Origin of the sequence: Geitlerinema sp. CS-897 (genome assembly GCF_028368005.1) — a bacterium.
GTDB classification, from domain to species: Bacteria; Cyanobacteriota; Cyanobacteriia; order Cyanobacteriales; family Geitlerinemataceae; genus Baaleninema; species Baaleninema simplex.
This window is the reverse complement of sequence record NZ_JAQNCQ010000118.1, coordinates 1-3,640: the sequence shown is the minus strand read 5'-3', so window position 1 is coordinate 3,640 and position 3,640 is coordinate 1. Positions and strand designations below refer to the sequence as shown.

Here is a 3,640-nt window from a genome sequence, read left to right as displayed (position 1 = left end):
TCCTACTATTTTTGTCAAGTCAGTTGGCTCTTGAATGTTATTTTCAAGTCAAGGGGTCAGTTGGCTGAGTCGAAATACCTAATTCCTTTCCGATTCACTTTATACTACTTATACACTACATTTGAAGTGCGGAATGTGGGGTAAATCGTCAGCCGCTGATGCGTTTCAAGTCCGAGCGATTTCGCGAGATCGACTGCAAAAATACATCGGTCAACTGGATGAGATTGAGATGCAGCAAATTCAAATTGCTCTCGCAACGGTTTTAAAACTTGAATTTTTAAATCCTTAAAATACTGACGCTTCTCCGATTTCCAGATCGTTTATATTGCCATCAAAACTCTAAGTTTTGCGAAAACTGTAGAGAATCTTAAAGGTTCGATGAAACCTCAAAAATTTACCAGAAGAAAACCCGGTTTCTGGGAATCGATCGAATTAATTTAGCTATCCCATGCGTTTCTTTCGATTTGCAAATCTCGATCGATCTCTTCAACACTGCGATTTTCAGGACGCTGAGCGTGAATTTCTGCTAAAATATCCCGAATCGATTCATCTTTTAAAATATTCGATCGCTCTCTTTCATCTGCTGTTTCGGCGAAAACGCGATCGTGGTCGATCGAAGTGTTACGATAACCACTTCCTTGGGGTGCAGGCTGAATCCGCAGAATGCGAGGTACATAAGATATCGGATGTTTCATCGTGCGTTCCGAGAAGACTAACTTTATTGTAATCGATCGCGTTGAGGCGATAATGGAAAAGAGACGTGCGATCGCCGTGAAGGGTTCGTCGATGCCTTCTCTCCAACACATTAGCCAAAACCCCGAAGTTATGGGTGGAAAACCCTGTATCCGAGGAACCCGCGTCACCGTTGGAACTGTGGTTGGTTTACTGGCGGCGGGACATTCTCCCGAACATATTTTGGTGGCGTATCCTTACTTTGAAGAAGTTCATATTGACGAAGCCTTAGCATATGCAGGCTGGGAGATTAAAAATGATGACCGACACCGCACAACTTCGCCAACAACTCAACGACGAACTCGATCGCCTTTCCCCCGAAAATCTCGATCGACTCCTCCAATTTGCTCGCCAACTCCGCGAAACGGACGAACTCAAATCTCCCCGCGAGAGCTTCGAGCAAGGTTGGAAAGAAGCCATGTCTGGGGAAACATTTCCGATCGAGCTGCTATGGGAAGATATTGACGATGCCTGATAACCCACGAAAGCTCGAATTCACGAGTGAATTTAAGCGCAATATCCGAACACTGGTCAAACGCTATCGCAACATTCGTCAAGATGTAGAGCCTTTGCTCGATCGCTTGCAAGCGGGAGAAATTCTTGGCGATCGCGTTTCTGGGACGGGCTATGAAATCTATAAGGTTCGTCTGAAAAATAGCGATGTTCGGAAAGGTAAAAGCGGTGGTTATCGCTTAATTTACTATGTCAAACTGCCTACAGCCATTGTACTGGTCACAATCTACTCGAAGTCCGATCGTAGTGATATTCCTGCTAAAGAAATTGCAGGAATTGTTAAACGTCACTCTAACGATCGACGCTCGACTTAAAACCACTCGATAAAATAATCGGGTGGGCAAAACTGCCCACCTCGAAAAACGCCCTAATAATTGGTTCCCGATTTACGATGGTGAACGGCGGTTTTCATATCCGCATCGAAAACGTTTCCGCTGTTAACCGTCGCGTAAACGAGCCAGTGGTCGCCGCATTCCATGCGGTTCTTCACTGTACAATCCAAATAGGCGATCGCATCTTTCAACAAAATCTCCTTTGTGGATACCCCACTTGAAATCTGTGATTCAAGCGCGGGAGGAACAAAGCGCGGGTCGAGTGGGGTTCGATGCCCCCGAGACCAGCAAATTCGTGTTGGGGGCGAGCAACTGTACTTTAGAAGCGCTGAACTGCCCGAGCCGTTTCCAGTTAATATCGCTGACGGATACTTGACGAGCGGTATCTCCAGAAACCCAGCCCCAATATTGGCGTCCTGCCCTGGACGCCCGAACGAAATCACCTTTTCTGAATCCGTGCCGGACAACACCTTCGTCACCAACTCTCCTTTGAGCCGCCTGTCGGATTGGAAGAGGCGATCGAACGGACGATCGCCGCCGAGGAAAATGCAGAGAGTTAACCGCCGTCTCTCTCAAATGAAACCCAAAATCCGCTACGCTTGAGTACTCAGTCTCTCGCATTTCACAGATCCGTAATGAGCAAATATTGGAGTGACGTCGTTCGTCAGCTACAGCCTTACGTACCGGGCGAACAACCCAAAATTGCCAATCTCATTAAATTAAACACTAACGAACATCCGCTCGGCCCGTCCCCTGCTGTCATCGACGCCATTCGCGCCGAGGCGGACGAGCGACTGCGCTTGTACCCAGACCCCAACAGTACTCAGCTCAAGCAGGCGATCGCCGATTACTACAACGTACCGCGCGATCGCGTTTTTGTGGGTAACGGTTCCGACGAAGTGTTAGCGCACCTGTTCGTGGGGATGTTCCAACAGGACGAACCGCTGCTCTTTCCAGATATCACTTACAGTTTTTACAAAGTCTATTGCGGTCTGTACCAAATCGACTACGAGACTGTACCGCTGGACGATTCCCTCTCGATCGTCGTGGACGATTACTTCCGTCCCAACGGGGGGATTATTTTCCCCAACCCTAACGCTCCCACGGGTCGGTTGTTGTCGCTGAGCGAGATCGAACGGCTGTTACAGTACAATACCGAGTCTGTGGTGGCGATCGACGAAGCCTATATCGATTTTGGCGGCGAGACAGCGATCGCGCTCGTAGACCGTTACCCGAACCTACTGGTGACTCAAACGCTGTCTAAATCCCGATCTCTAGCGGGGTTGCGAATTGGTCTGGCGGTGGGGCCAGAGGAACTGATCGACGGACTCAACCGCGTTAAAGACAGTTTCAACTCTTACCCGTTAGACCGTCTCGCTGTGGTTGCGGGGACTGCGGCGTTCGGCGATCGCGACTGGTTTGAAAAGGGTCGCCAACTCATCGTCAGTCAGCGTGAATGGTTGAACCAGCAGTTCGCCAAACGGGAGTTTCAAACCTTACCCTCAGCCGCAAATTTTCTGTTTACCCGCCATCCCCAGCATCGAGGTAGCCACCTGGCGAAAGGTCTGCGCGATCGAGGGATAATCGTTCGTCACTTCAGCCAACCCGATCGCATTTCCGATTATTTACGGATTACCGTAGGGATGCCAGAACAGAATCAGGCTTTGATAGCGGCGATGGATACACTGCTTTGAGAATCGGGGAGATGGTACTACAGTGACTGACTCTCCCCTAACACGATCGAGCGAACCGCCACCACCCGAAACCGTCAAACGTAGTAGGTTACGATCGAATGCTGTCACCACATCCCGGATCGTGTTGCACTCTCATGATGCTAGCCAGTCACAATCCTTTCGTGGCAAGGATTCAAAAACCAAAGTAGCATTACTCCTCATTCGCTCACATTTTTGAAATGCACCCGTTAACCCACATTCCGCACTTCAAATGTAGTGTATAAGTAGTATAAAGTGAATCGGAAAGGAATTAGGTATTTCGACTCAGCCAACTGACCCCTTGACTTGAAAATAACATTCAAGAGCCAACTGACTTGACAAAAATAGTAG

6 protein-coding genes and 3 pseudogenes are annotated in these 3,640 nt (G+C 48.7%); 6 read left to right on the top strand and 3 right to left on the bottom strand.

The features are described from left to right. The first annotated feature begins 133 nt into the window (after positions 1 to 133). Entirely contained in the window at positions 134 to 289 is a 156-nt protein-coding gene (locus POG22_RS07410; protein WP_498904491.1) for a type II toxin-antitoxin system PemK/MazF family toxin, read from the top strand. 148 nt (positions 290 to 437) lie between these two features. Here POG22_RS07410 and POG22_RS07405 read toward each other — a convergent pair whose 3' ends face one another. Next, positions 438 to 806, bottom strand: coding sequence for a hypothetical protein (locus tag POG22_RS07405; RefSeq protein WP_498904496.1), 369 nt, complete (start codon positions 804 to 806; stop codon positions 438 to 440). Here POG22_RS07405 and POG22_RS07400 point away from each other — a divergent pair. The 3 genes and pseudogenes from POG22_RS07400 to POG22_RS07390 form a co-directional block, all read left to right on the top strand. Beyond that, a pseudogene (locus POG22_RS07400) lies at positions 787 to 978 on the top strand (DUF433 domain-containing protein); the annotation flags it as partial. The gene POG22_RS07405 and the pseudogene POG22_RS07400 overlap by 20 nt on opposite strands. A 10-nt stretch (positions 979 to 988) precedes the next feature. Next, on the top strand, positions 989 to 1,207 hold the full coding sequence (locus tag POG22_RS07395) for a hypothetical protein (RefSeq protein WP_498904494.1): 219 nt from the start codon (positions 989 to 991) through the stop codon (positions 1,205 to 1,207). Further along, the gene (locus POG22_RS07390; protein WP_498904489.1) at positions 1,200 to 1,559 is read left to right on the top strand and encodes a type II toxin-antitoxin system RelE/ParE family toxin; all 360 of its coding nucleotides are present in this window, start codon (positions 1,200 to 1,202) and stop codon (positions 1,557 to 1,559) included. Before POG22_RS07395 ends, POG22_RS07390 begins: the two co-directional genes overlap by 8 nt. A 53-nt stretch (positions 1,560 to 1,612) precedes the next feature. Here POG22_RS07390 and POG22_RS07385 read toward each other — a convergent pair. Next, positions 1,613 to 1,792 (bottom strand): annotated as a pseudogene (locus POG22_RS07385) (flavin reductase family protein); the annotation flags it as partial. Positions 1,793 to 1,808: 16 nt separating this feature from the next. Then, positions 1,809 to 2,045, bottom strand: a pseudogene (locus POG22_RS07380) (RRXRR domain-containing protein); the annotation flags it as partial. On the opposite strand from POG22_RS07380, the gene POG22_RS07375 reads away from it, so the two are divergent. Further along, a complete protein-coding gene (locus tag POG22_RS07375; RefSeq protein WP_498904492.1) occupies positions 1,986 to 2,180 on the top strand; it encodes a hypothetical protein in 195 nt (64 codons plus the stop codon). The pseudogene POG22_RS07380 and the gene POG22_RS07375 sit on opposite strands and share 60 nt — an antisense overlap. Before the next feature lie 32 nt (positions 2,181 to 2,212). Next, positions 2,213 to 3,271: a pyridoxal phosphate-dependent aminotransferase gene (hisC, locus tag POG22_RS07370; RefSeq protein ID WP_498904487.1), complete on the top strand. Its 1,059-nt coding sequence runs from the start codon at positions 2,213 to 2,215 to the stop codon at positions 3,269 to 3,271. Positions 3,272 to 3,640 lie beyond the last annotated feature (369 nt).

Coding starts and splice junctions, on each gene's coding strand:
- POG22_RS07390 (WP_498904489.1), top strand. CDS start 1,200: ATGCCTGATAACCCACGAAAGCTCGAATTCACGAGTGAATTTAAGCGC.
- POG22_RS07395 (WP_498904494.1), top strand. CDS start 989: ATGATGACCGACACCGCACAACTTCGCCAACAACTCAACGACGAACTC.
- POG22_RS07405 (WP_498904496.1), bottom strand. CDS start 806: ATGTGTTGGAGAGAAGGCATCGACGAACCCTTCACGGCGATCGCACGT.
- hisC (WP_498904487.1), top strand. CDS start 2,213: ATGAGCAAATATTGGAGTGACGTCGTTCGTCAGCTACAGCCTTACGTA.
- POG22_RS07410 (WP_498904491.1), top strand. CDS start 134: ATGTGGGGTAAATCGTCAGCCGCTGATGCGTTTCAAGTCCGAGCGATT.